The sequence below is a fragment of the Spirosoma aerophilum genome, assembly GCF_054782495.1.
In genome coordinates this window covers 872,603-898,900 of the sequence record NZ_BAAGSJ010000004.1, presented here as the reverse complement: position 1 = coordinate 898,900, position 26,298 = coordinate 872,603, and the positions used below count along the sequence as shown (strand labels likewise).

Annotated in this window: 26 protein-coding genes; 9 read left to right on the top strand and 17 right to left on the bottom strand. The window is 50.7% G+C overall.

Features of this window, described 5'->3' with window-relative positions:
* Window positions 1-5 precede the first annotated feature (5 nt).
* From bshC to rpmG, 9 genes are all read right to left on the bottom strand, one after another.
* A complete protein-coding gene (bshC, locus tag ACYVK4_RS05665; protein ID WP_461126499.1) occupies window positions 6-1,553 on the bottom strand; it encodes a bacillithiol biosynthesis cysteine-adding enzyme BshC in 1,548 nt (515 codons plus the stop codon).
* A gap of 98 nt (window positions 1,554-1,651) precedes the next feature.
* A complete protein-coding gene (locus ACYVK4_RS05660) occupies window positions 1,652-1,996 on the bottom strand; it encodes a HepT-like ribonuclease domain-containing protein (RefSeq protein ID WP_461126498.1) in 345 nt (114 codons plus the stop codon).
* On the bottom strand, window positions 1,977-2,279 hold the full coding sequence (locus ACYVK4_RS05655; protein WP_461126497.1) for a nucleotidyltransferase family protein: 303 nt from the start codon (window positions 2,277-2,279) through the stop codon (window positions 1,977-1,979). Before ACYVK4_RS05655 ends, ACYVK4_RS05660 begins: the two co-directional genes overlap by 20 nt.
* Before the next feature lie 10 nt (window positions 2,280-2,289).
* Window positions 2,290-3,597 (bottom strand): 30S ribosomal protein S12 methylthiotransferase RimO, encoded by a 1,308-nt coding sequence (gene rimO / locus ACYVK4_RS05650; RefSeq protein WP_461126496.1) that lies wholly within the window; start codon window positions 3,595-3,597, stop codon window positions 2,290-2,292.
* A 32-nt stretch (window positions 3,598-3,629) separates the two neighbouring features.
* Entirely contained in the window at window positions 3,630-4,310 is a 681-nt protein-coding gene (locus tag ACYVK4_RS05645) for a hypothetical protein (protein ID WP_461126495.1), read from the bottom strand.
* A 4-nt stretch (window positions 4,311-4,314) separates the two neighbouring features.
* On the bottom strand, window positions 4,315-4,797 hold the full coding sequence (locus ACYVK4_RS05640; RefSeq protein ID WP_461126494.1) for a hypothetical protein: 483 nt from the start codon (window positions 4,795-4,797) through the stop codon (window positions 4,315-4,317).
* A 295-nt stretch (window positions 4,798-5,092) separates the two neighbouring features.
* Entirely contained in the window at window positions 5,093-6,049 is a 957-nt protein-coding gene (gene ftsY / locus ACYVK4_RS05635; RefSeq protein WP_461126493.1) for a signal recognition particle-docking protein FtsY, read from the bottom strand.
* Between the two features lie 177 nt (window positions 6,050-6,226).
* Entirely contained in the window at window positions 6,227-6,382 is a 156-nt protein-coding gene (locus tag ACYVK4_RS05630; protein ID WP_012929818.1) for a DUF4295 domain-containing protein, read from the bottom strand.
* Between the two features lie 94 nt (window positions 6,383-6,476).
* The gene (gene rpmG, locus ACYVK4_RS05625; protein WP_012929817.1) at window positions 6,477-6,662 is read right to left on the bottom strand and encodes a 50S ribosomal protein L33; all 186 of its coding nucleotides are present in this window, start codon (window positions 6,660-6,662) and stop codon (window positions 6,477-6,479) included.
* 82 nt (window positions 6,663-6,744) lie between these two features.
* On the opposite strand from rpmG, the gene ACYVK4_RS05620 reads away from it, so the two are divergent.
* The gene (locus ACYVK4_RS05620) at window positions 6,745-6,939 is read left to right on the top strand and encodes a hypothetical protein (protein WP_461126492.1); all 195 of its coding nucleotides are present in this window, start codon (window positions 6,745-6,747) and stop codon (window positions 6,937-6,939) included.
* The gene (locus tag ACYVK4_RS05615) at window positions 6,893-8,113 is read left to right on the top strand and encodes an NADH-quinone oxidoreductase subunit D (protein WP_461126491.1); all 1,221 of its coding nucleotides are present in this window, start codon (window positions 6,893-6,895) and stop codon (window positions 8,111-8,113) included. Before ACYVK4_RS05620 ends, ACYVK4_RS05615 begins: the two co-directional genes overlap by 47 nt.
* 239 nt (window positions 8,114-8,352) lie before the next feature.
* Here the strand turns inward: ACYVK4_RS05615 and hpt are convergent, their stop codons facing one another.
* On the bottom strand, window positions 8,353-8,907 hold the full coding sequence (gene hpt / locus ACYVK4_RS05610; protein ID WP_461126664.1) for a hypoxanthine phosphoribosyltransferase: 555 nt from the start codon (window positions 8,905-8,907) through the stop codon (window positions 8,353-8,355).
* A 129-nt stretch (window positions 8,908-9,036) separates the two neighbouring features.
* Between hpt and ACYVK4_RS05605 the strand changes: the two genes are divergently transcribed.
* Complete coding sequence (locus tag ACYVK4_RS05605) at window positions 9,037-10,254, top strand: tetratricopeptide repeat protein (protein ID WP_461126490.1); 1,218 nt, start codon at window positions 9,037-9,039, stop codon at window positions 10,252-10,254.
* A gap of 80 nt (window positions 10,255-10,334) precedes the next feature.
* Here ACYVK4_RS05605 and ACYVK4_RS05600 read toward each other — a convergent pair whose 3' ends face one another.
* Window positions 10,335-10,805: an Lrp/AsnC family transcriptional regulator gene (locus ACYVK4_RS05600; protein ID WP_461126489.1), complete on the bottom strand. Its 471-nt coding sequence runs from the start codon at window positions 10,803-10,805 to the stop codon at window positions 10,335-10,337.
* A gap of 174 nt (window positions 10,806-10,979) precedes the next feature.
* Window positions 10,980-11,270, bottom strand: coding sequence for a TIGR03643 family protein (locus tag ACYVK4_RS05595; RefSeq protein ID WP_461126488.1), 291 nt, complete (start codon window positions 11,268-11,270; stop codon window positions 10,980-10,982).
* Window positions 11,271-11,654: 384 nt separating this feature from the next.
* Here ACYVK4_RS05595 and ACYVK4_RS05590 point away from each other — a divergent pair, with 384 nt between their 5' ends.
* Both ACYVK4_RS05590 and ACYVK4_RS05585 read left to right on the top strand, forming a co-directional pair.
* Window positions 11,655-11,804 (top strand): DUF2256 domain-containing protein, encoded by a 150-nt coding sequence (locus ACYVK4_RS05590; RefSeq protein ID WP_461126487.1) that lies wholly within the window; start codon window positions 11,655-11,657, stop codon window positions 11,802-11,804.
* 63 nt (window positions 11,805-11,867) lie between these two features.
* Window positions 11,868-13,568 carry a glycoside hydrolase family 10 protein gene (locus ACYVK4_RS05585; RefSeq protein WP_461126486.1) on the top strand — a complete coding sequence of 567 codons (1,701 nt, stop codon included), beginning with the start codon at window positions 11,868-11,870 and terminating at the stop codon, window positions 13,566-13,568.
* Window positions 13,569-13,570: 2 nt separating this feature from the next.
* Here the strand turns inward: ACYVK4_RS05585 and ACYVK4_RS05580 are convergent, their stop codons facing one another.
* Entirely contained in the window at window positions 13,571-14,830 is a 1,260-nt protein-coding gene (locus tag ACYVK4_RS05580; protein WP_461126485.1) for a 4-hydroxy-3-methylbut-2-enyl diphosphate reductase, read from the bottom strand.
* A gap of 334 nt (window positions 14,831-15,164) precedes the next feature.
* Here ACYVK4_RS05580 and ACYVK4_RS05575 point away from each other — a divergent pair, with 334 nt between their 5' ends.
* From ACYVK4_RS05575 to ACYVK4_RS05560, 4 genes are all read left to right on the top strand, one after another.
* Entirely contained in the window at window positions 15,165-15,638 is a 474-nt protein-coding gene (locus ACYVK4_RS05575; protein ID WP_461126484.1) for a flavin reductase family protein, read from the top strand.
* A 56-nt stretch (window positions 15,639-15,694) separates the two neighbouring features.
* Window positions 15,695-16,975 carry a hypothetical protein gene (locus ACYVK4_RS05570; protein WP_461126483.1) on the top strand — a complete coding sequence of 427 codons (1,281 nt, stop codon included), beginning with the start codon at window positions 15,695-15,697 and terminating at the stop codon, window positions 16,973-16,975.
* Window positions 16,976-17,244: 269 nt separating this feature from the next.
* Window positions 17,245-17,706 (top strand): (2Fe-2S)-binding protein, encoded by a 462-nt coding sequence (locus ACYVK4_RS05565; RefSeq protein WP_461126482.1) that lies wholly within the window; start codon window positions 17,245-17,247, stop codon window positions 17,704-17,706.
* 80 nt (window positions 17,707-17,786) lie between these two features.
* Window positions 17,787-20,045: a xanthine dehydrogenase family protein molybdopterin-binding subunit gene (locus ACYVK4_RS05560; protein WP_461126481.1), complete on the top strand. Its 2,259-nt coding sequence runs from the start codon at window positions 17,787-17,789 to the stop codon at window positions 20,043-20,045.
* Between the two features lie 115 nt (window positions 20,046-20,160).
* Here the strand turns inward: ACYVK4_RS05560 and ACYVK4_RS05555 are convergent, their stop codons facing one another.
* The 4 genes from ACYVK4_RS05555 to ACYVK4_RS05540 all read right to left on the bottom strand — a co-directional run bounded on the left by ACYVK4_RS05555 (window position 20,161) and on the right by ACYVK4_RS05540 (window position 26,268).
* Entirely contained in the window at window positions 20,161-22,203 is a 2,043-nt protein-coding gene (locus tag ACYVK4_RS05555; protein ID WP_461126480.1) for a M13 family metallopeptidase, read from the bottom strand.
* 174 nt (window positions 22,204-22,377) lie between these two features.
* Window positions 22,378-24,024, bottom strand: coding sequence for a long-chain-fatty-acid--CoA ligase (locus ACYVK4_RS05550; protein WP_461126479.1), 1,647 nt, complete (start codon window positions 24,022-24,024; stop codon window positions 22,378-22,380).
* A gap of 127 nt (window positions 24,025-24,151) precedes the next feature.
* Entirely contained in the window at window positions 24,152-25,027 is an 876-nt protein-coding gene (locus tag ACYVK4_RS05545) for an SDR family oxidoreductase (protein ID WP_461126478.1), read from the bottom strand.
* A gap of 32 nt (window positions 25,028-25,059) precedes the next feature.
* A complete protein-coding gene (locus tag ACYVK4_RS05540) occupies window positions 25,060-26,268 on the bottom strand; it encodes an acyltransferase family protein (protein ID WP_461126477.1) in 1,209 nt (402 codons plus the stop codon).
* Window positions 26,269-26,298 lie beyond the last annotated feature (30 nt).

Sequence of the window (26,298 nt, the reverse complement as noted above, 5' to 3'; positions counted from 1 at the left end):
AGGTGTTATTCCAGGCAAAGCTGCATGCGGTAATCGAACGGGTCGAAAACGGACAGCATCTTTTGCAGGAACTGGCGGTCGTTCAGGTAAAAGGTCATAAAATTTTCGTTTCGCTCCTGCAGGCCGCCGTTCGGGAAAAGCTCACTCTTGACGGCCAGCAGTTGACGGATACCCGTTTCCTGATTACGTTCTTCGGCGCGTCGCATTTTCTTTTCCAGCCGGGCTACGGCGTTGGCGAAACGCGTTGTTTCGGCCAGTACGGCCCGCTCCAGTGAGGGGTCTACCATTTGCGCTTTGTGCAGAATGGCGTCCAGTGCTTTGTTGACCGTCTTGTTTTCGTTGTCGAACTTGAGTGTGTGGCGGGTATGATTGTCGACAAACTCCCGCTTGAGCGTAAGGGTATCCTGAAAAAGCTGTTCGGGCGTGAGGCCGAGTTTGGCAATCCGTTTGGCACTGACAGACGGCACATACATCGCGAAGTTCCGGGGCATCAGGATCGGGAAGGGCGTTTGGTAATGCTCGAAAACGCTCTTCAACTGTAGCCAGTAGGGCACTTCGGATGGGCCGCCAATGTAGGCCAGATTAGGCAGTATGGTTTCCTGATAGAGCGGCCGCAGCACAACGTTCGGGCTGAATTTTTCCGGGTGTTCGTCCAGCAGGGTTAACAGTGTATTCTCCGAAAAAACCTGTTTCGTGTGCAACACCTGATACATGCCATTTTCCTTGCGCTCGATGCGTTCACGAAGCTGATCGTCGAGGTAAAACAGGTTAATATCGCGGGGCGAAATGATGGTTTTGTAGCCGAGTTCTTCCAGCTCTTTGGTGCGTTCCTGTACCAGTTCGCCGGATGTTTGATTTACCAATTCGTCGCGCATGACAGGCGCGAAGAGCCGTTTTAGAGCCGCATCGTCGGCATCCAGACAAACCAGCCCTTCGGCTCCGAACAACTCATTGACATAATACCGGGCGGCATCGGCCAGCGTATCATGGTTCAGATACGCTTTCTCAAAGAGCGACAGTTTCTCGGGAATCTGGGCAAAAAGAGTTTTCAGCTCCTTTGGGTTCATCCGGCCAACGGCTCCGCGCTGTTCCGTTTGCCAGGCGTAATTTTTCCCCATCAGGGAGAAGTGGTTGATCTCAGCGAAGTCATGATCTTCGGTTGCCATCCAGTACACCGGCACAAAATTGTAGCTGGGGTACGTTTCCTTCAGCTTTCGAGCCAGATTGATCGTTGTGATCAGCTTGAAAATAATGTAGAGCGGTCCCGTAAATATATTGAGCTGATGACCCGTAGTAACCGTAAAGGTATTGGGCTGGAGCAGCACCGAAACGTCCGGCTTTGATGCCAGCGACTGATACTGACGTTCGAGGGCATCTACCAAAACCCGCCGGTTAGCCTCATCAAATGGTTTGCTATGAATCTGCCCCTCAAAGGCGGCAATGTCAGGAAAGCGACCGTAAAAGGGTTTTAAGTTGTCTTTGTTGGTAATGTAATCAAGGAAAAGGGAAGAAAACTGGCCGGTTGAGGCCAGCGGCAGGTACTGACAGTCCATGCGGAGGGCGGGGGTTGCGTTTACCGGTTTTTAACAATGAAAAATCCGGCAAGGTTCGGTAGACGTTTGCCGGATTTTTCGTTGATATGAGATAGCGTTTATAAAGTCTCTACGATATGTACTAGTAATGATTTCAATTGAGGGATGTCATCTGTAATCACATCCCATATGAGCACTGGATCAACGCCAAAATATTCGTGTACAAGAATATGGCGCAAACCTGTCACTTTACGCCATTCTACTTTCGGAAATGTTTCTTTTACTGAAGCATCAACATGATTACAGGCTTCCCCAATAATTTCTAGTTGTTTGATGCAGGCAAATCGCATCATTGAGTTTTCCTGAAACTGAATGTATGTGTGGTTCATCACATACGCTTCAATCTCAGTTATGGCATCGATGGCATGCTCAAGGCGTTGCTTATTACCGAACCGCCCTTTCATAAATCAGTTTCTTATCCTGGTCAATAAAGGGACGTATTCGGGGCGACAGCCCATTCGCAGATACTAAGTCGACGGCTTTGTTAAGCTGCTCTTCAAGGTCGAGTTTCATACCAACGAATTGCAAACCGATTGGCTGGCTATAATCCAGTTCAACTAACAAATCCAGGTCACTTTCCGAATCAGCTTCATCACGAGCATATGAACCGAACACGTAGGCTTTCACCACAGGCTTATCCTGCAAATAGTGGTGAATAACCTGTAGTTCGTTCGGCGTCAGTTTCATAGAATGGTAATTAAACAACTTCGCCGTACAAATCAAACTCCTCGGCCCGGTCGATGCGCACGTTGGCGAAGTCGCCGAGTCGAACGTATTGGGTGGCGGGTACGAGCACTTCATTGTCCACTTCGGGCGAATCGGCTTCGGTACGGCCGATGAAATAACCGCCCTCTTTTCGATCGAACAGCACTTTGTAAGTTTTGCCGATTTTGGCCTGGTTCAGCTCCTGCGAAATGCCCTGTTGCAGATCCATTAATTCGTCGGCGCGTTCCTGCTTAATGTCGGCCGGAATATCGTCGGGCATCGTGAAGGAATGCGTATCGTCCTCGTGCGAATACGTAAACACGCCCAGTCGGTCGAATCGCATACGTTCCACGAAGTCGTAGGTTTCCTGAAACATGGCTTCCGTTTCGCCGGGGTGACCAACAATCAGGGTCGTGCGGAGGGTGATGTCCGGCACTTTCTCCCGGATGGTTTCGATCAAACTTTCGGTTTTCTCCCGCGTAATACCCCGGCGCATAAGCTTCAGCAACTCGGTCGAACCGGTTTGAAGGGGCATATCGAGGTAATTACAAACATTGGGCCGGTTGCGCATCACATCCAGTATATCCATTGGAAAGCCCGATGGATAGGCGTACTGCAACCGAATCCAGTCGATGCCTTCTACGTCGGCCAGTTGGTCGATGAGGTCGGCGAGGTTGCGTTTTTTGTACAGGTCGAGGCCGTAATAGGTCAGGTCCTGCGCAATCAGAATCAGTTCTTTCGTGCCGCGCCGGGCCAGCGACCGGGCTTCGGTCAGGAGTTCGTCGATGGGCCGCGACACGTGACCACCGCGCATGAGCGGAATGGCGCAAAACGAGCAGGGACGGTCGCATCCTTCGGCAATTTTCAAATACGCGAAATGGGCAGGCGTAGTGAGCAGCCGCTCGCCCACGAGTTCATGCTTGTAATCGGCCCGAAGCGTTTTCAGCATCCGGGGCAGTTCGTTGGTGCCAAACCAGGCATCGACGGTGGGCATTTCCACTTCGAGTTCGTCTTTGTACCGGTGGGAGAGGCAGCCCGTTACGTAGACTTTATCGACAATACCGGCTTCTTTGGCATCGACATACCGCAGAATGGTGTTGATGGATTCTTCCTTGGCGTTGTCGATAAAGCCGCACGTGTTGATCACAACGATGTTAGCATCGTCTTTTTTCGATTCGTGCGTCACGTTCATGCCATTGCCCTTGAGTTGCGTAAACAGCACTTCCGAGTCCACCAGATTCTTCGAGCAACCGAGCGTGACGATATTGATTTTATTGGTACGTATTCCTTTGGTTTTCAAAACAGATATATGTTTCAGAGCATCAGTACTCACTAACGCTCAGGGTAAGCTGCAAAGTTCGGTGCTATGGGATTTCCGGCCTGGTTATGGTTGATAATCCAGGGTACCTGATGTAGGATAGCGGTATGAGGTACGACTGAGAAAAAGCGCTCCAGAAACTCAATGTCTGCAAAAAAGAGGTTGTTGATCCGGATAATCTGCCCGTCGTTAGTGTAAAATAAATAATAGCCGTAATTACCCAAGGGGTCTTTACTGTTCGACGTCTTTTTGAGGTGATGTTCGATACGCACGACGTTTTCGGGTGTGAGGTAGCTGGTGTAATCAGGATTGTCGACGGTGATGCTGGGGTTAAATGGGTTTAAGGTAATCCGTGTATGGCGGGTGATAGTCCAGTACTGCCAGTCGACATAAAAGAAAAAAATCGGCACAGCGATAAACGCAGCAAAGACCAATGCAAGGGGAAACAGCGATGGTTCATGGGCGACGGCTTCCTTTAAAATTACGTAGGGGAGCACAATCGCCTGTATGAAAACAATGCCCATGAGTATTTTGAAGAAGCCGATAAAATACTGCGAGGCCGAGAACTGGTACGTTCGTTCTTTATACAAAGGGGAGTTTTCTCCAACGGTCTCATCCGTAAATCGCAGGGCACGTACGAGAAACCAGCCTGCCGGTACAAACACAAGAACGAACAGAATGAAAAATGTTTCCATCGGTTCAAAACACCGCCTGGTGCGTAATATCGACCGTTATGGAAACGGGTTTGTTCTTCTGGACGCGGACCGGAAAAATATTGTTCTGGCCATCGAACAGATTGGCATAGAGGCCCTTTGGCTCCCGAACCATAACGGTGTACTGGCCAACCGGCAGAGTCACGCAGAATTTGCCGTCTTTACCGGACTTCACCGTCTTCACTGGCTTTACATTCCCCACCGAGCTAATAAACCCATTTTCTCCCTCCTCCACCTGACTTTTGTTCAGCAGTGGGAAAATCAGCACATAGCGCACCACGGGCGACCCATCCGGGCTTTGTCGGGGCGAGTCGGGGCTGGGCATGAAGTTGCCGCGCTTTTCCCGAACGACACCGCATATTCCTTGTTTTGTCACGGCTTTAGCTGCTTTGCGCCGGGGGGCTTTCTGAGCTGAAACGGACAGTGAAACGTTTAGAAAGAGCACTAAACAGAGGACGTATTTATGCATAACGTTGTTTGAGGCCTTATGATATAGTTCTTTGGTGTTGTATCGGACCGCATCCTGCTGTCCAGCCGTCAGGCTAAGATTGCATGTACTAGTAGTAAAAATTAGCCTGACGGCTGGACAGCAGGATGCGGTCCGATACAACACCTAAAATACAAAAAGGCTTAGTTTACTATACATGGTCGCTCAGGTCATCGCTCATAAATGCATTTACCGTACTTTCTGACTTCTCAATAGAAAAGACGACTTGGTGTCAGAAATTGGTTGGCAAATCCGTCGCCACCGCCATACGAAACACTCATTTCTTAAAAAACGAATCCACGAACTCCATCTTGTTGAAGGTCTGCAAATCGTCGATCTTCTCGCCCACGCCGATGTATTTGACCGGAATCTTGAACTGGTCCGAAATGCCGATCACGACACCCCCTTTAGCGGTGCCATCCAGTTTGGTAATGGCCAGGGCCGTTACTTCCGTCGCTTTCGTAAATTCAGTAGCCTGAATAAAGGCGTTTTGGCCTGTCGATCCGTCGAGTACAAGCAACACTTCGTGGGGAGCTTCGGACGTAAACTTCTGCATGACCCGCTTGATCTTCGTCAGCTCATTCATGAGGTTGACCTTCGTGTGCAGTCGGCCGGCGGTGTCGATGATAACCACGTCGGCGCCGATTTCGGTAGCCTTCTTCACGGCATCGAATGCTACGGCCGAAGGGTCGGTGTTCATACCGTGCGAGATAACCGGAACACCCACGCGGTCGCCCCAGAGTTTGAGCTGGTCGACGGCGGCTGCCCGGAAGGTATCGCCCGCGCCAAGCACCACTTTTTTGCCCCGCTTGTGGAATTGAGCGGCCAGTTTACCGATGGTCGTTGTTTTACCAACACCGTTGACACCCACTACCATAATGACGTAGGGTTTTATGCCAGCGGGCAGCGAAAAATCATCGGCAACATCAACCGTATTATTATCAGAAAGTAAAGCGGCTATTTCTTCGCGCAGGATTCGGTCGAGTTCGTCGGTACCTACGTATTTATCACGAGCTACCCGTTCTTCGATCCGCCGAATGATTTTAACCGTTGTTTCAACACCGACATCAGAGGAAATAAGGACATTTTCGACTTCATCGAGCACATCTTCATCGACAGTCGATTTCCCAACCACCGCCCGACCGAGTTTAGAAAAAAAACTGTCTTTTGTTTTCTCCAGACCTTTGTCGAGCGTTTCTTTCTTTTCTTTCGAGAATAAACCAAATAGGGCCATAAGGCAAAGTCAGTGAATTGGTCAGTTAGTAGTCAGATCGGGTAGCGTTCTCCGGTTCAGTCATGGCTGGCTGTCTCGCTATCTGGCTTAACTGTTTTTTAATAAAAAAAAGTCCCACAGAACCCTATAAGGCTGTGGGACAAATGTCTTCGTGCAGGAAGCTGACTGATTCAATGCCTAGCTTTTCAGCGCAGCCTGTACTTCGTCAACCGGGACCATTTCTTCTTTGAAGGTATAGGCGCCAGTTTTAGGCGATTTAACGGCTTTGATAATTTTGGCGAACGCCTTGCCGTTGTCCTTCGTTTTCAGGGTTGCAACTACCTTTTTTGCCATTGTCTTTTTAGTTTACGGTTTACGGCCTTCCGTTTTCGGATGCGGCAGCAGATTGACTCTACCCACCGTAAACAGAAAACGATAAACCTAAAACCTATTTAATTTCTTTGTGCAGCGTTACTTTCTTAAGGAACGGATTGTACTTCTTCCGCTCGATACGAGCCGGCGTGTTTTTCCGGTTTTTCGTAGTAATGTACCGGGACATGCCGGGAACACCGCTGTCTTTCTGCTCGGTGCATTCCAGAATAACCTGGATTCTATTGGCGCCTTTCTTTGCCATTGCTAAAGTTCGTTTTCTCGATAAGGAGCGCAAAGGTACGAAATGCGTTTCACTTGACAAAGAGCTTGTTAGAAAAAAATGTATGATTTTCCGTGAACGACCTCAGAAAAGCCCGCTGACGTTTGGCTTTCGGCTACCCGCTTTCGACCTTTGGGGGAATGTTGTACCAAACAGCCGCTGGCTGTTGGACGCCCGAAAAGCAAACAGCCAGTGGCTGTTTGGTACCAGTCATGAACACACAGACAATACAATACGAATACGCACCGGGGCATTTTAAAGCATCGGAACCGACTGTCTACCGGCCCGATATGCTTCAGGAGGGCGAGATGATCCTGAACATGGGGCCACAACACCCGTCGACGCACGGCGTGCTGCGGTTTGAAGTGGTCACCAATGGGGAAATTGTGGTCGATGTGGTGCCGCACCTGGGCTATCTGCATCGCTGCTTCGAAAAACACGCTCAGAATCTCCCGTTCAATCAAACGATTCCCTTTGTCGACCGGCTCGATTACCTGGCGGCTATGAATTCCGAACATGCCTTTGTGATGGGGGTGGAGCGGATGCTGGGTATTCAGAATGACATTCCTAAACGGACCGAATATATACGGGTGCTGGTGGCCGAACTGAACCGGATTGCTGCGCACTTTGTGGGCGTGGGTACTTATGCACTCGACATTGGCGCTTACACGCCTTTTCTCTGGCTCATGCGCGACCGGGAGCACATCCAGCGTCTGCTCGAATGGGTGAGCGGAGCCCGGATGCTGTATAACTACATCTGGATAGGCGGGCTGTTTTACGATCTGCCGGTTGGCTTTGAAGAGCGATGCCGGGAGTTTGTCAATTACCTTAAGCCAAAGCTGGTCGAGCTACAGCAGCTCGTTATCGAAAACGAAATCTTTGTAAAACGAACGGCCAATGTGGGGGTATTGCCCTTGCCGGTCGCCATCGACTACGGCTGTACGGGGCCTATGCTGCGCGGCTCAGGTCTGCGGTACGACCTGCGCCGGGTAGACGGGTATTCGGTATATCCCGAACTGGATTTTGATATTCCTATTGGTGAAGGGAAAATGGGGACCGTGGGCGATTGCTGGGACCGGAATAACGTTCGGGTGCTGGAATGCCACGAGTCCATCCGTATCATCGAACAGTGTCTCGACCAGCTCCTGGGTGATCACAAACGCACCCGCGATTACGATCCGCAGGCCGTTGTGCCCAAGAAAATCCGCCCCAAAGCCATGGATTTCTACGCCCGCGCCGAAAGTGCCAAAGGTGAGTTGGGCTTCTTCTTCCGAACGGATGGCCGGTCTGATATACCGGTCCGCTGCAAAGCCCGTTCGTGCTGCTTTCACAATTTATCGGTCATCAGCGAAATCAGCAAAGGCGCCATGCTCGCCGATCTGGTCGCCATCATCGGGTCAATTGATGTGGTGATGGGGGAGGTGGATCGATAAAGGAGTTAGGAGTTAGGAGTTAGGAGGGCTGGCGCGAGCATAGGCTCGTGCCTTCTTATTGGGCAAGCATTTGCTTGCGTCAGTCAGGTTGCAATATTCTGACAGCAACTAGGGGCTTAATTACTCGTGCTTGGCGCAAGTCAGTCGTTTCGGCGTCCTGGTTCGCTTGCGTCAGTGAATACTGACTTCATGAAAAGGCACGGGCGAATGCCCGCGCCAGCACTCGCGTCAGCAACTCCTCACTCCTCGCTCCTCACTTCTAACTCCTCAAAAAGAACAAATATCTCCTGCGTATTCCGGCCCAGTCCGTCGTAGTCGAGGCCGTAGCCGAGTACGAAGCGGTTTTCGATCTCGAAGCCAACGTAGTGCAGGTCGAGTTTTTCTTTCAGGGCGCTGGGTTTGAACAACAAGGTAGCAATGGCAATGGAGGTAGGCTGCATGGCCTGAAGCTGCTGGCACACCTCATGAATGGTCAGGCCGGTATCGACAATATCTTCGACAACGATCAAATCCCGACCCGCTACGGATTCGTTGAGGCCCAGAATCTGCTTCAATTGGCCGCTGGATTCGGTGGCGCTGTAAGAAGCTACGCGAATGAATGTAATCTCGCAGGGAATCGTAATGTGTTTGGCCAGATCGGCGGCAAACAAAAAAGCGCCGTTCAGAACGACCACAATGAGCGGCTGTTTGTCGGCGTATTCCTGATTAATTTGCTGAGCTAATTCCTGAATGCGCTGTTGAATGGCATCGGCTGGAATAAACGGGACAAATGTTTTGTCTTTGATCGTTATCATATCGGCGTCTTGGTCTGTCAAAGATACGCCCGTGCTGAGGTTGAGGACAAAAAAAAGCCTAAAAATAAACCAAGGCAAACGGACTGCGACCCGTTTACGTTTATATACTATTAACGCAAAATCTAACGAATGAAGAAGCTATTGTTGACGGTATGGTTTATGGGTCTGGCTGTTCTGGCGCAGGCGCAACTCTACGACCCGTCGGCTTTTGACAAGAAATATGATGGTTTGCTGAAGCACCCCGGCGTTCAGATTGAATCGGCGGAGGCTATCAACCTGATGTATAATTACAAGTTCTACGAGGCCGACAAGGAGTTTCGGTGGTTGCGGCTGCGCTACCCGAAGCACCCCATGCCGTACTTCATGATGGGTCTGGCCGAATGGTGGAAAATTGTGCCCAATACCGACGTAACGGACTATGACACATCCTGTCTGGCGTACATGGATTCGACCATTACGATGGCTGAAAAACTGTATGATGAGAGCGACAACAAGCTGGAGCCTTCGTTTTTTCTGGCCGCTGCCTATGCGTTCAAGGGTCGTTTATACTCCGAGCGCAAGAAGTGGGCGAAAGCCACCATTGCCGGTAAAAACGCCCTGAAGTACTTCGATAAGTGTAAAGGCAACGCCGATTTCAGCCCTGAACTGCTCTTTGGCGACGGTATGTACAACTACTACGCCCAATGGATTCCGGAAAATTACCCGATCCTGAAGCCCATCCTCATGTTCTTCCCGAAAGGCAATAAAGCAAACGGGATAAAAGAACTGGAAAAAACGGCTAATTCGGCGTTTTACACCCGCGTGGAAGCCCGCTACTTTCTGGTACAGATCTACAGCATGGAGAATCAGTACGATAAAGCATACGACATGTCGAAGTACATGTATGAGCAGTATCCTGACAATCCCTTTTTCGAGCGTTATTATGCCCGGTCGGCGTTTGTGACGGGGCGGCTGGCCGATGCCGAGCGGATCTCTAAAGATATTCTGGAAAAGGTTGACCGTACGCAGGCGGGTTACGAAGGCGTAAGCGGTCGGACGGCAGCTTATATTGTTGCGTACGTCAACCACCTGTTTTACAAAAACCTGTCGGCGGCAAAGATCTATTATCAAAAAGCGATTGACTACGCCAAACAAACGAACTCGACGAACGCGGGCTATTATCTATCCTCTGTGATGGGGCTGGCGAAGATTGCCAACGACGAGAAGAACTACGATCTCGCGCAAACTTACTTTAAAGAGGTACTGGATAAGGCAGAAAAGAAATCCAGTCAGTATAAGGAAGCTAAAAAAGCAATTGACGACGCCAAGAAGACAAGAAGGGAAGAGCGTCGGAAACGGAGAGAATAGGGATGTATGATGTATGATGTATGATGTATTTTCGCCTGCGGCATACATCCTATATCATACATCATACATTTTTTGTTTAATCAAGGAATAGGCAGCACTTTGCTTTCCTTGAATGTCGACATGATCACCATCGTTTGGGTGCTGGCAACTTCGTCAATTTCGTTGATAACGTCCAGCATCAGGCCCTGATACGACGAGATGTCTTTCGCAATTACTTTTAACAGGAAATCTCCCGAGCCGGTAATGTGGTGGCATTCAATGATTTCAGGAATTTCGTTGACCTTCCCCACGAACGACATGGTGGTCTCTTTCTTGTGTCCTACCAGCGTAACCATAACGAAAGTCGTTACGCCAAGACCAATTTTTTCCCGGTTCAGTTGAGCGTGGTAGCTCTGAATGATACCCGATGTTTCCAGTTTCTTGACACGTTCGAGCGTTGGAGCGGGCGAAAGGCCAATTTCTTTGGAGAGCTGTGCGTTGGTGATTTTAGCGTTGGCCTGGAGGATTTCTAATACGTTTCGATCTATCTGATCTAATTTTTGGCTCGACATAAATGATGCAGTCTTTTATTACTGTGTTACAGGATGGTGCAAAGCTACCATCTTTTGAAATAGAAAATTCTTTAAACTTATTGGATTCTTTCAAATAACAGAACAAATAGTGCTAATCCTGAGCTAAAGTGGCAAAAAAGTAAGTTTAATACCACAGATGCCAAATAAGGAAATTTAGCGTTTACTTATTTTGTTTAGGGCTATACCCCTTTGTTGAGCTGATTTGAACCGGGCATCATCAACGGCCGACAGTGTTGCGTGCTTGGTTGATCGTCCCTGCACCCGTTCGCGCCATCTCCGCCATGACGACGGTTTCAACTCCCGGCGCATGAGTTCAATGACTTCCTGTTCTGATAAGCCGAACTGCGCCTGAATAGCCTCGAAGGGCGTACGATCTTCCCAGGCCATTTCGATAATACGATCGGTCTCAATGTCTGTTAACGTTTTGGTAGCTAAGGCTTTCATACTGATAGAACCGTACAAACGGGTAAACAGTTACCAATATTTGGTATAAAAATTTGGCGAATCAGTTGATTATCAGTTTTAGCTACGGTTTGTCAAACGAAGCCATACGTCCGAACGAACAATATTCGTGCTAAAGCGTCCATCCATCGGTTTTATCAGGACATAAGCGAAGGGACGAAGTGCTCAGCAGGAAAAATTGCCTGATTGGCAGGTTGCCGTAAAGCATCCATCTGTCAAATCGACAGCATGCGTGTATCTCGATGGAGGCAGAAGGGCTTTTTGATCTGGTTTGGTCCGCTAAAAACATAAGGCAAAAGAGGGTACTCCCGTTCAAAACGTACGCTGGCGAGAAAACTTGTTCGGAAACCAGCGTGTTGTCCATCTATGAAAATGCGTAAGAAGTCCGATTTGCCGACGAAACTATGCCCCGTCTGTAATCGGCCGTTTAGCTGGCGTAAGAAATGGGAACGCGATTGGGACAACGTTATTTATTGTAGCGATGCCTGCCGAGCCATTGGAAAAAAACAGAATTGATAGCTGGTTCGGCTGAGGTGTGCCCGACTATCGTTAATTTTGGCAGCTAACCCATTGTGTCCAATGCGTCGGATTGCTTCCTGTTGCTTATTCTTTCTTATTCTTATCAGCAATAGCTGTCGGCAGGCTAAACCTGTTGCCACGGCAAAACCTGCTGTAAAGCCAAAGCCGCCGGTTGCGTTTGTGCCCGCTCAGCCCAAACCTGCCACCACGGTCAAACCCGATCCGCCAAAGCCGGTTGTACCCAAAGTTATTACGCCACCGGCTGATACCCTTCCCTACGATGAAGTGACCGATCTGACGCCCGCTCCGCCAAAACGGGAGTTTCGGGCTGTCTGGATCGCTACGGTAACCAATATCGACTGGCCCAGCAAAAAAGGCCTGCCCGTGGCCGATCAGCAGCGGGAAATCGTGACAATGTTCGACCAGCACCAGCAAATGGGCCTCAACGCGGTTGTGGTACAGGTTCGATCGGCCGCCGATGCGTTTTATGCGCGCGGCTCGGAGCCCTGGTCTGAATGGCTGACGGGTCAGCAGGGGCTGGCTCCCGAACCGTTTTACGACCCGCTGGAGTTTATGATCGAGCAGGCGCATCAGCGCGGACTTGAGTTTCATGCCTGGTTCAATCTCGACCGGGCCGCATTCAGCAAAACGGCCAGCATAGCGCCCACCAATATCGTAAATCGGAAACCCGAATGGATGCTGTCGTATGGAGGAAAAAAGCTCTTCAACCTCGGTATACCGGCGGTTCGCTCCTACATCGCCGGTATCGTGGCCAACGTGGTTCGGGAATATGATGTGGATGGAATTCACTTCGACGATTATTTTTATCCCTATGCCGAACCCGGTCAGGTACTGCGTGACGACAGTACTTACAAAGCGAACTTCAACGGAATGAACAAAGCCGACTGGCGACGCGACAATGTAACGAAGCTGGTTACCGAACTGCGCGATTCCATTCGGGCCAACAAGCCCTGGGTTAAATTCGGCATCAGTCCGTTTGGCATCTGGAAAAATCAGAGCAACGATCCCGAAGGTTCGGCGACCAATGGTGGTCAGGCTTATTACGAACTGTATGCCGATACCCGCAAATGGGTACGCGACGGGCTGATCGACTACATTGTGCCGCAGGTGTATTTTAGTTCGGAATTTAGTCGGGTGCCCTACAAAACGCTGGTCGACTGGTGGACGCGCAACTGTGGCGAAAACTGTCATCTATACATCGGCCACGGCGCTTATCGTGTCGGGCGCGGGTCGGAACGTGACCCCGGCTGGTGGCGTCCTACCGAATTTCCGAACCAAATGCGCTATAACCGGCAGCAGCAGGGGGTAAAGGGGAGTGTGTTCTTCAGTGCGAAGAACCTGCAGATTAACCCGCTGGCCATTCGGGATTCGCTCCAGACGAACTTCTACCGGCACCCGGCGCTGGTGCCAACCATGAAATGGCTGGATAGCATTCCGCCCCTGCCGCCCCGCGATCTAAGAGCGGCCCTGACACCCGAAGGCGTCGAATTATACTGGCACCAGTCGGCCGATGCGTCGGATGGCGACGGGGCGAATGCTTATGTCGTTTATCGGTTCGAGGGGCGCCGTCCGCGTTTGCGGCTCGATGATCCCCGCTGTATTCTGGCGCAGTGCATGGGTGAATCCTCGACCCGCTTTGTCGATAAAACGGCCGATCCCAAAAAGAAATACACCTACGTCGTAACGGCCCTCGACCGGCTACAGAACGAAAGCCGGGAGGTCGTGGTCAAAGTGCCGTAAGATTATTGGGCAAACTCGCTGATGATCTCTGATACCGGGCGGGCATTCGGGAAGTAGCTGACCAGTTTCAGCAGAATGCCTTCCACAACGGCGTCGGGGCACGAAGCACCACAGGTCAACAACACCGTAATGGGGCTGTTGGCCGAATTGTCGGAGGACTGATCGGCCTGTTTGGTTAGGAAGTTTTCGGTAACAACTTCCTGCTTCGTATGCCCGTTGAAGTGCCGGATCAATTTGTCCGACAGGATTTTCTGCTCAGACTCGATGAAGTATGTTGGCAGTTTTTCTTCGCAAAGTTCAACGATGTGCGAGGTGTTGGACGAATTATACCCGCCCGCTACGATGGCGAAGTCGGCCGGGTACATCAGCAGGGCGTAGGTTGCATCCTGATTGTCGTTGGTGGCGTAGCAGAGCGTATCGCGGGTGTTGGCAAAATGGGCCTCTGTTGTATCGGGTGTTAGACCGTATTTCTGGATCATCACCTGCTTCAGAAAATCGGCAATTCCCTGCGTATCCGAAGCCAGCATGGTAGTTTGGTTTACGACCCCAATGCGCTGCAGGTCACGTTCCGGCTCGAAGCCAAGCGAATGTTGACCAGCAAATTCGGTATAAAACGCCTGGGCGGGCAACTCACCGGTAATGTATTTCGCCAGACGCTGGGCCTGCGCCATGTCTTTCACAACAACCGTTGGGGCGGCCTCTTTGCTGTGCGAGAAAGTAGCGCGGGTCTCTTCATGGGTGGGTTTGCCATGCACAATAACCGTATAGTTCTTCTGACCAATCTGACTCGCTTTGTTCCAGACTTTTTCAACGAACGGGCAGGTGGTGTCATATTTGGCTACGTCGAGGCCAAGGGCAGCGAGCTGATGCTGGGTTTCCAGTGTTGTGCCGAAAGCCGGAATGATAACGACATCCTCGGCCGTTAGCTCAGTCCAGGAAATAAGTTGATTGCCCTTGGTATCCATAATGAACCGAACCCCCCGATCCTGTAGATCGGCGTTGACATCGGGGTTATGGATCATTTCGCTGAGCAGGAAAATGCGCTTGTCCGGATTCTCAGCGATGGCTTTGTACGCAATTTCCACCGCATTTTCAACGCCATAGCAGAAACCAAAGTGCCGGGCGATCAACAGCCGGATGGGGCCGAAATCGAGTAGGGTAGGGGTGAAGTCCCGTTTCAGTTTATCCTTCTTCCGCCGAAATTCTTTCAGTGGGGTAATAATGCTGCTGCGGTAATAGTCGGGTATGTCGAACGATTTCATTGACGGAAAAAGCGAAAGAGCGAATGAGTGAAAGAGCGGAGTAGCCATTTCACACCACACTCCATAATGAATCACTGCTTAATTCAAGGCTTTCGTATAAAAAAGAATTAGAACACAGATGATACAGATCGAACGGATTTGTACAGATAAAACGGCTGGTCCTCGACTTTATCCGTACGAATCCGTTCGATCTGTATCATCTGTGTTCTAATTCTATCCATCCTTAGGTGTATCTATTTTTATAAGCAAGTCCTGCTGATTAACTATAGAACAGAAGTGTAAAACGCTTCGTTCGGTGCAAAGTTAATGTAGCGTCCATGCGACAACCAACCCTATGCCCAAACGACTACTGAAATACAAAGATTACGACATTCACAGTGTAACGACCAGTGCTAATGGAAAACGCAATGCCAACATTGTTACCTGGCTGATGCAAACGGATATGGGTGGTAAGGTGCTCGCCGTGGCGTTGTATAAAGTCGATTATACAATTGAGCTCGTACGCGAAAGCGGCATCCTGAACATTAATCTATTAGCCACCGATCAAACGAACCTGATTCGTAAACTTGGCCAGCAGTCGGGTCGCGGTCGGGATAAGTTTAAAAATCTGCCCCATGCCCTCGACGAACGCGGCTGCCCATATCTGACCGAGGCCGTTGGCTACGTCCAGTGTCGTGTGATGCACAGCACCGATGCGGGCGATCATGAACTGTTCATTTGCGAGGTGCTGAAACAGGTCGTTCTTCATCCCGATAAAGACGTGATGACAAACTCATTGATCAAGATGAAGAAGTTGATTCGGGGATAATTGGTGATTTTGAGGGGATTACTTATTATTGTTAGTTCCTCTCAAACACACCATGTATGGAAAATACCGCTGTGCACCCTGCCGATCAATGGGCTTTCTGGCAAAAATTCCTGTTTCGTTTCGGCTGTATTTATCTGCTGCTCTACATGTCGCCCTGGACATGGGTTAGTGATTTGCCTTTTCTGGGGTTCATCGGCGAATATTACGGTAAAGTTGAAGAGATACTGGTTAATTTCACCAATACGTATATCGTTCACGTGAAAGACGTGCTGGTGCCGCTCAACGGCAGTGGCGATACATCCTATGGCTATGCACAGCTTTGCTTTTTTCTGATCAGTGGCTTGGTCGGTGCGATCGTTTGGACACTTTTCGACCGGCGCGACAATTATAATACTGCTTACTACTGGCTGTTGGTTCTCCTTCGGTATTATGTGGCTATGGTTGCTTTGCGGTACGGGGTTATCAAGCTTTTTGGCCAGCAAATGGTGTTTCCGTCCATGAGTGCGCTGGCGACTCCACTGGGCGATCTGCTGCCCATGCGCTTCTCCTGGTATTTTATCGGATACTCAACGCCCTATCAATTTTTCTCGGGTGCGGTGGAGGTGGTGGCCGGACTGCTGCTGTTCTTCCGGCGTACGAGTACGTTGGGGGCGTTTGTGGCCGCGAGTGTTTTTCTCAACGTGATGATGATGAACTTGTGCTACGACATACCCGTCAAGCTGTTCTCTATTCACCTGTTCCTGTTCAGTAATGTGTTGCTGATTGGCGATGCGAAGCGCCTGCTTAATTTCTTCGTTTTCAACAAACCCACCCAGCCAAAACCCCGTCTGGTTCTACCCAAAAAATGGATGCGAACCACGCAGATCGCGTTGAAAGTGGCTTTTGTCATTCTGTTCCTGGCCATGCCTTTGTTTGGGTTTTACCAGAGTACCGCTGGATCGAGTAACAATTCAGCTCCCAAAAAACTGACAACGGGCTTTTTCACCGTCGACCAGTTTCAGGGCAATGTGGCCGATAGCCTGCGGTGGAAAGATGTTGTTTTTGAACCGAACACTTCAGGGAGTATCCTGACCGCCGATACGTTGTTTCGGCAACGCTACCGACGGGGCTATTTCAACTATACACTGGATTCGCTCAATCACACGTTGGCGTTCAAAAAATTTGCGTCGGATTCGACGGCTCTTTTCACGATGGGTTACAGCATGCCGGACACGAATCACATTGTGTTACGGGGCAAAGTTCGAAATGATTCGATCGTGGTGGCCCTAACACGTCAGAAACGTCATTTTCAACTGGCAGAGCGGCAGTTTCACTGGCTTTCGGAAGCGAATCGGTAGCGGGCGAAGAAGCAGGAGGGGTCTAAGTGCCATTAAATCAGTGAAATTGGTAGGAATATCTGTAATTTGTATACCATTTAGTTCAAGGATAAAAAAGACCTTTGTAAAGCTCCTGACTGGCTCATGAATTTTTAGTGCGGGTCTGACAGAGAGTAACTTGATCGTTTTTCGATAGCTGTAGCTGCAAGTATATAAAGGCACCGACGAAATGGTTAGCCGCTATGAGTCTGTGTTCTGGTTCAATATAAATCCTTTAACTAGTTTACACGTTGGCAAAGTATAACCTAAAAATCAACGGAAAAGTCAGACCCGTGGAGGTTGATCCATCCACGCCAGTACTTTGGGTACTCCGCGACCATCTGGACTTGCCCGGCACAAAATACGGCTGTGGCATGGCGCAGTGCGGAGCCTGCACGGTTCATCTGGACGGAACGGCAGTTCGGTCCTGTCAGTTGCCTGTTTCGGTTGTTGGCAATCAGGCTATCACCACCATCGAAGGGTTATCGGCTAAAGGCGACCACCCGGTGCAAAAAGCCTGGCTGGAACACGATGTGGCGCAGTGCGGCTACTGCCAGGCCGGACAAATCATGAGTGCGGCTTCGTTACTGAAGAGCAACCCCAAGCCTACCGATGCCGACATCGATGCCGCCATGAGCGGTAATATCTGCCGCTGTGGCACGTACCTGCGTATCAAAGAAGCCATCAAATCAGCATCTAAAACGACAAAGTGATCGAACGCTGATTTTTATGATCATTACGATTCCCCAAATCATGATCATCATAAAAGTCTGTGTTCCATCTGATACACAGTATGGAAACGACCAAGACAACATATAACAGGCGGTCTTTTTTGACGTCTTCGCTGCTGGCGGGTGGCGGCCTGATGCTCAGCGTGAGCTGGTTATCGAGCGCGAAAGGTGCCGATAAAATGCAGGCGTTAAACCTGCCCGAGAAATGGGTGGAGTTAAACGGCTACATTCAGATCACACCGGACAATGTGATTCGACTCCTGTGCCCCAATCCGGAATTTGGCCAGAATGTAATGACCTCGCTGCCCATGATGCTGGCCGAGGAACTGGACGCCGACTGGAAAAACGTGGTTGTGGAAATGGGACCGCATGACAACGCAAAACTAGGTCCCCAGTTTACGGGGGGGAGTAATTCGGTGCGTATGTACTGGAAACCCCTCCGCGAAGCCGGTGCGGCTGCCCGACAGATGCTGTGCGAAGCAGCCGCCCAAACGTGGAATGTGCCGGTTGGTGAAGTGACCACCAAGGCAGGCGTGTTGTCGCACTCGAGCGGAAAATCGGCGAAATACGGCGAAATGGCTACCAAAGCCGCTACCATTCCTGTGCCAAAAGGCATGAAGCTGAAAGCCCCGAAGGATTTCAGCATTGTCCGAAACTCGAAGAAAAATGTCGAGGGGCTCAAAGTAATTACCGGCAAGCCGCTGTTCGGACTGGATTATCGGGCAGAGGGTATGTTGATCGCGATGATTCAGCATCCGCCAGCCTTTGGTATGAAGCTAAAATCGTTCGATGCGTCGCAGGTGCTCAAAATGCCGGGCATCAAGGACGTGTTCACCCTGAAACTGTACCAGGACGGATTTGAGCAGGGCGGTTTCGATACCCGTACCTTCAACGATCTGCTGGTTGTGGTGGGCAAATCGACCTGGGAGGTCATGAACGCCCGCAAAAAGCTGGTGGCCCAGTGGGAACCGACCGGCGACATTAAAGATACGATGGCGGGTAGGGGCGGTAAACGTGAGGTTACGGTTCCGGGTGAACTGGAAAGTACCACAGCCCAGCTTGAGAAAATGGCGGAATACGCCAAAAAACCGGCGCAGCAACTGCGGAAGGACGGCGACCCCGAAACGGCGTTCAAAAATGCGGCTCAGATTATCGAACGCACCTATAATGCTCCGTTTCTGGCCCACAACACGATGGAGCCGATGAATTTCTTCGCCCATGTAACGGAGGACAAAGCGGTATTGGCTGGACCACTTCAGGCACCGGGTTGGGTAGAACCCACTTTGTCAAAAGTGCTCAATCTCCCCGCCGACAAGATCGAGATTCAGATGACACGCATGGGTGGCGGCTTTGGCCGTCGGGCATACGCCCATTACATGACTGAAGCGGCACTGATCTCAAGAAAAGCCAAAGCGCCGATCAAGCTGATCTATACCCGCGAGGATGACATGACCTATGGTATCTATCGCCCGATGTACACGGCTACGTATCGGGCCGCTCTGGATGCCAATAAAAACCTGATCGGTTTCCATGTGAAAGGGGGAGGCATTCCGGAGCACGCAATTCATGCCAATCGCTTTCCGGCCGGAGCCGTGGATAATTACCTGGCCGAAGGCTGGGAGATTCCGTCCAACATTACGATTGGGGCGTTCCGGGCACCGCGCTCCAACTTCAACGCAGCCGCTGAGCAATCCTTCCTGGATGAAGTGGCCGAAGCGATGGGCAAAGACCCTATCGAGTTGCGGCTGGAGCTGCTGAAACGGGCCAAGGAAAGTCCGGTAGGCAAAAACAACGAGTACGATGCCGACCGATACGCGGGTGTACTCACCCTGGTACGGGACAAATCCAACTGGAACAAGGCTGGTAGCGAAAAGTACCACCGCGGTGTGGCGGCTTATTTCTGCCACAACTCCTACGCGGCCCACGTGGTCGATATGGTAACCCGCGATGGGCAGCCGTATGTGGAGCGGGTATTTAGTGCCATTGACTGTGGTATTGTGGTCAACCCCGATTCGGCCAAAAACATGGTGCAGGGCGCGGTGGTCGACGGCATCGGCAACGCGTTCTACGGTGCGCTGACGCACAAGAGCGGAGCCCCCGAACAGACTAACTTCGACAAGTACCGGCTCATTCGTCATAACGAAGCCCCCAAGCTTATTGACGTTCACTTCGTGGAAAACGACATCGACCCAACCGGATTGGGCGAACCGCCTTTCCCACCCGTATTTGGTGCGGTGGCCAATGCGTTGTATAAAACCACGGGTAAACGTCAGTATAATCAACCCTTCCAGCCCGAGTTGGAGAAGAAAATTCAGGGTTAATAAAGCGTTTAAATAGAACGCGGATGACGCAGGTTAAGCAGATTTTACTAATTTTTTAAATCTGCTTAATCTGTGTCATCCGCGTTCTATTTTTTTATGTCAGTTAGCGCCAACCCTACCAGACGACTATCCGATCCTTTTCAGGTTTATACATCTTGTCGCCTGGTTTCACATCAAAGGCGTTGTAAAAAGGCGTGAAGTTCATCAGTGGACCGTTTACGCGCCACTTGGCGGGTGAGTGGGGGTTCGTGTTCACGTACATGCCCATATACGCGTCCCTTGTTTTCACACGCCAGATGCGGGCGATCGAAATGAAAAATCGTTGATCGGGCGTAAAGCCATCCAGTTTCGTTGTGCTCTTTCCTTGCTCAGTCAGCTTGAAGGCATCGTAGGCAATGGCCACTCCGGCAATGTCTGCTGTGTTTTCGCCCACGGTTAACGCCCCTTTTACGTGTACCGAATCCAGCACGGTAAACCGGTTGTATTGATCAATTACCTGATTGGTTCTGGCTTTGAATTTGGCGTAATCGTCTTTAGTCCACCAGTTCGTTACGTTGCCGACTTTGTCAAACTGCGCGCCCTGGTCATCGAATGAGTGGGTTATTTCGTGGCCAATCACCATACCGACACCGCCGTAGTTCAGCGCATCATCGGCATTTACGTCAAAATAAGGGGGTTGCAGGATACCCGCCGGGAAAACGATTTCGTTGAGCGGGGGATTGTTATAGGCCGTTACCGTTGGCGGAGTCGTGTGCCATTCCGTTCGGTCGACCGGCTTTCCTACTTTGACCACGCTTTGGAGGTAATCATTTTTGTTTGCCGACAACCGGTTTTCAAAATAAGCGTCCCGCTTAACGTCTACCTTCGAGTAATCCCGCCATTTGTCAGGGTAGCCGATTTTCTCGGTAAAGGCATAGAGTTTCTCTTTGGCCCGGGTCTTGGTCGAATCACTCATCCAATCCAGCTTGTTGATCCGGGCTTCAAAGGCTTTTTTGAGGTTGCCAACCAAAGCGGTTATCCTTCTTTTGGCTTCTTCAGGAAAGTATTTCTTCACATACAGCTGCGCCAGTGCCTCGCCTATCGACCCATCGACTGCCTGGGTCATTTCTTCGGCCCGCGTTTTCTTGGCGGCTTGCCCGGTCAGCATTTTTGAATACGCAAACGACTCGTCCACAAAGGGTTGGCTCAGGTAATTGGCATAGTTGGACAGCGCATGGGCTTTCAAATAGACCTTCCAGTCATCGATGGAAACGGACGTTAACATCGTGTTCAGCTTGTCGTAATATCCCGGCTGGGCTACGTTGACGGAGTCTGCCTGTACACCTAAGTTGGTTAATAACGTCGGCCAGTTCAGGACAGGCTGTTTTTGAGCGAGGCCAGCTACTGCCAGTTTGTTGTAGTTGGCCTTTACATCCCGGCGTTCAATATTGGTTCGGTGGGCGGTGGCCAGTTGTTTCTCAATGTCGTAGGTAACGGCGGCATTTTTCCGGGCCGTGTTGGCATCCGTACCAGTAAGTTCAAACAGGCGGGTAAGGTAATTTCGGTAGGCTTTCTGGATTGAGCCGGTTGAGGAATCGGTCTTAAAGTAGTAATCCCGTTCGGGCAGGCCAATGCCGGTCTGGCTAAACTGAGCAATATTGATCGAACTCCGTTTGTTGTCGGGGCCAACGTAAAAACCAATGATGGACCGATCTCCTGCTTTTTGTTCTTCAGCCACCAGTTTTAACAAGGCAGCAACATCGGTCAACGCGTCGATGCGGGCCAGCAGGGGTTTAATGGGTTCATAGCCGCGTTTGTCAATGGCGGCTACGTCCATGCCCGACGCGTAAAAATCGCCCACCTTTTGTTCGATGCTCCCCACCGGAAATTTTCCGGCCGAAACGCTGTCCAGAATCGCTTGCAGCCGTATGCGTTGCGGGTAGTTCATGAAGGAATATGCCCCTACACCGGCCTGACTTTCGGGTATCCGGGCGGTGTCGGTCCAGATGCCGTTGGCATATTTAAAAAAATCGTCGCCGGGTTTTTTAGACGGGTCGATTCCCGTGATAACGACGCGCTTTGTGGTCGGAACAGTTGTCGTTGGCATGGACGCCCGTTGGCAGGCGACTGCCAGTAACAGGGTTAGAGAGACGTAAACGAGGCTTTTATAAGTTGTCATGTATAGGGGCTGATCAATGAATAGCGCCTAAAGATAGTCAATATATGAACGGGCCGGATTCTGCCGGAATGGGATAGATTAAGTCTAAATCAGAGCAATTGTAAAAAAAGGAAAGGCTTTTGAATGGGCGAATGGACGCCATCGCTTTCACAACGCTTCGTTCAAAGAGGTCACCTATTTCAGTAATTCCAGCCGGAGTAACTCCCGACGCAGGATTTTTCCAACGACACTTTTAGGTAGTTCGCCCAGGAACTCGATGTGTTTTGGGATTTTATAGGCCGCCAGCCGCTCCCGGCAGAACGCCGATACTTGATCGGCGGTCAGCGTTTCGCCGGGTTTGAGCACGATAAACGCTTTTACGGTTTCGCCCCTATAGGCATCGGGTATACCCACACAGCAGGCTTCCAGAATGGCGGGATGGCTGTATAAAACCTCATCCAGTTCGCGTGGATAGATGTTATAGCCTCCGGCAATGATCATATCCTTCTTCCGATCCACAATGAATAGCCATCCCTCGTTGTCGATATAGCCAATATCGCCCGAGTACAGCCAGCCATCGCGCAGTACGTCAGCCGTAGCGTCGGGTTTGTTCCAGTAACCCACCATTACCTGTGGCCCCCGAAAACAGATTTCGCCGTGCTCACCGAGGGGTAGGATCGTCTGCCCTGTAGCCGCATCGACAATTTTAACGGCCCCGTTGGGGTAAGGAACGCCTATTGATCCGGGCTTGAACGAGTCAGCACGAACCGACGTTCCTGTGGCAAAACCACTGAGTTCGGTCATACCCCAGACTTCGCTAATGGTCACCTGTGGACACTTTGCCATCAGCTTCGGATAGGTCGAAGCCGCCATAGGAGCCGATGAGGTAATCAGGATCTTAAGGCTCGATAAGTCCAGCTCTGCCCATCGGGAGTCGTTTAGTAACCCGACATAGATAGTAGGCACCGCTCCAATGCTGGTTGGTTTAAAGGTGCGCAGCAAGTTGATAATACTGTCGGGGTCGGGTCTAGGTATCAGCGTTATGACGGCTCCGTAGCTTAGGCCCAAAACCTGAACGCCTGTATAACCCGCCACGTGGAAGAATGGATAGATAGCCAGACTTCGCTCCCGGCCATCCAGCCAGATTCCGTCAAAATCAACTTTTGCCTGCTGAACATTGCTCGATATATTGGCATGCGTAAGCATAACTCCTTTGCTCTGCCCGGTAGTGCCGCCGGTATAGAGCAACGCAGCCGTGTCATGCCACCGGCTCTGGTCGGGAAAGGGGTGGCCGACGGGGTAATCAGCCTGCAAATCGAGGTAGCTGTTGATACCCTCACCCGTTTCTACCGCCCGGTATGCGTTGGCAGGAAGTGCCTCCGTCGGCACCGGAATCAGATCATTTACGTGGCAGACAATAAGCTGTGTCAGGGATGTTTGCGGCCAGGCCGCCTTCGCTTTGTCGATAAGTGCATCCAGCACGATCAATGTTTTGGCTCCGGAATCGTTGAGCTGATCGGTTAACTCAGGAACCGTATAGAGCGGATTCACCATTACGGCCACGGCTCCCAGGCGGAGAATGGCGTAATTGGCTACCACCGTTTGTGGCAGGTTGGGGAGCATAATGGCTACCCGGTCGCCGGGCCGGATGCCTATGTCTGCAAGCGATTGAGCCATGCGGTTCACCAGATCGGTGAGGGTACTGTAGCTGATTGAGAAGCCCATAAATACCAGCGCGGGCTGCTCGCCGAACCGCAGTGCCGATCGGGAAAGCAATTGCGGCAGGGTAAGAGGCTCTATCGCAACGGAGTCGGCAGTAATGAGCGAGGGTTGGGGTGTCATGGGCGATTTAGTTTACAAATACCAAGTACTTGTGCAGTAATAATCAGGTAAATGTCAGCCCTCAAACCTAAGGGGGGGGGGGCGGCATTAACCTGATTACTACTCAACTACTACTTAGTAGCTGCTATTAAGACTCAGTTCCCAAATACGGCAGTACATCCAGACCTAGCTGATTCATCCCGGCGATCCAGGTGGCCTCGTCTACATTGCCCGACGAAATCCACTCATAGTCCGACAACGATGCCCGCCAGCCGAGCAGCAGCGCGGAATCCGGGCCTACGGGGTAGCGTAGTTGCGTACTGTTGTCTGTCAGAATATCCCGGATTGTTTCGCCTACGATACTGGGCGGTACATGGTTTGTCTGCGAAGCGGAGAAAAACGCCTTTACCCGATTCATGATGGGGTACTTTGTATCAGCGGATGGCGTTTCTATTTTGTCCAGAATCGGGGTGTCGATAACACCCGGTTCAACCAGCACGACCCGGATGCCAAAGGGTTGAACCTCAGCGGACAGGCTTTCGCTGAAGGCTTCTGTAGCTGCTTTTGACGCTGCATATGTCCCCTGAAAAATTCCATAGATTTTACCGGAAACGGAAGTGACATTAACGATACAGCCCGCACCCCTTTCGCGCATGGAAGGCAATACCGCCTGAATGCAGCGAATGGTACCGAAATAGTTGGTTTCCATTACTTCCTGAAAGGCCGAAAGTGGTAATTCTTCAACGGAACCCAGCCGGAAGATACCGGCATTGTTGATCAGTACATCGATATGGCCTGCCTGTGCCAACACGCTGGCAATGGTGGATGTCACGGATGCATCCGAGTCGACATCCATTGGTAAGATGATAATGGGCAGGTTGTCCTGCTGGGCCAGTTTGCCCAACTCGGGGGCGCGTTGCGGGTTGCGCATGGTGGCATAAACGGTGTGGCCGCTGCGGGCTAACACTTCGGCGGTGGCAAAGCCAATGCCGGTACTGCATCCGGTAATGAGAATGGTAGACATGATTTAGGAAAAGGGGTTATGTGTATTATACTTTACAGAGATACGGGGATGGACTCCCTGGACTTACTGTTCTGAAACCGGGTGTTGAGGTAATTGCGAGCAGGAACTTCCACGAAGCGATAGGTTAACGAAGCGACCAGGACAGTTGTAAGGAGAAGGCCGAAACAAAGTAGCCAGGCGTCTGCAAACGTGGGTGCATAGGCATGTTGGGTACCAAAGAACGCTTCCCAACTCGACAACATCTTCGGGTACTCGGATAACTTAAGGGTCAGGAAGGCAAAGATCAGAGGAACATGAACCATATAGATCGAAAATGACCAGTCGCCAAGGCGTTGTAGAGGTTTGGTTTCCAGGACTTGTTTTACGAAGTCGTTGTTATAGGCTGCCGTTAAAATAATTAGGGGAAATAGCGTAATAACCAATAACTGATGAGCATTGACGTGCAGGGCAAACACCGCTCCTCCAAATGCAGCCAAAAACACCCATCCGTTATGCAACAGACCAAAGGCCCATCGACTGCGATATGCTTCATAGGCCAGCATTCCCAGCAGGAATCCGGCCAGACAACGAAAATAGCCCAGGTCAGCTGTGACATTTAACGTTGGGGGGCCTAGCTCGCCGGGTTTAACAAAGGAACGGTTGCCATAATGGGGAACGATGTAATACATTAAGCCAAAAAAAAGCGCGGCAATGCCTACAAGGGCAATCCCTTTACCCAGACCTTTTAAATTAAAAAAAGGACCAGCCAGGAAGGGGAAAATAACATACACCCACCACTCTGTACTGAGCGACCAGGATGGTGTATTCAGCGGAGGGGTTTCATACAAGTGCATTGATTGAAGTAACAGCAGTGAGGCCGGGATGGTGTGTAGCCCAAAAATCGTTTTCGAAAAGTCCGTCATGCCATCGGCTTTGGCATGAATGATCAGAACCAGCACAGCCACTATGCACAGTGTGACAAAGTGCAGTGGGTAAACCCTGGCAAAGCGTGCGCTTATGTAGCGTTTGTACTGATCCCAGTTGACGGCTGAGTGAAAGGCATCGCCATAAACATGTGATAGAACAAAGCCGCTCAGTACAAAGAAAAAATCCACCCAAATCCACCCATTTTCCAGCAGGTGTGTAATAGTTGGACTGGCCAGTGGAGCCAACTGTAGCCCTGAATGAAATATAACCACCAACAGAGCCGCAATACCACGTAGCGGGGTTAAGGTTGTCAGATAAGCTGTTTGCTGTTTCATAATTGAATGCTAGGTCTTATTTATACTCCG